A 437-nucleotide genomic window follows, 5' to 3' on the forward strand; every position below is an offset into this window, starting at 1 on the left:
TCTGTAAAGCTAACTGTGAAACAGATTTTCCAAATAGCTTATAGTATCTATCACTCATTCTTTTACAATAGTTATAAGCAAATCTTGCAGCACCAGCATGGTTTCTAAGCACTTTTTCTTGTTCAGGCGTTGGAATTAGTCTGACTTTCTTCGCCAATATCATCAGAATTTAACTCCTTTAATGAAAGATTTGTTCTTCTGAATAGTAGCGTGTTCCACCAGCATTCTCCTTAGATTACTCGGATGCAAACCTGTTAATTCTGATACTTGACTGACTCGTGAAAATTTCATTATTATTCTCACCTCATTGAACCAAACATAGCACATACGTTCGATATTTTCAATGAAGTTTGATAGATTCAATAAAATTTATCTTGTTCAACTAAGGGCGCAATTCCTTAGCCAGTTCTCTTATGAACTTCTCATGTTTTCACATG

At 34.6% G+C, this 437-nt stretch carries 1 protein-coding gene; it reads right to left on the reverse strand.

Annotated features, from left to right (window positions below; genetic code table 11):
• On the reverse strand, nucleotides 1-163 hold a 163-nt coding region (locus tag MR155_RS31425; protein WP_080001802.1), incomplete at its 3' end, for a helix-turn-helix domain-containing protein.
• Nucleotides 164-437: the final 274 nt, after the last annotated feature.

The sequence above is a fragment of the Bacillus cereus group sp. BfR-BA-01331 genome, from assembly GCF_022663915.1.
Lineage (GTDB): Bacteria > Bacillota > Bacilli > Bacillales > Bacillaceae_G > Bacillus_A > Bacillus_A mycoides.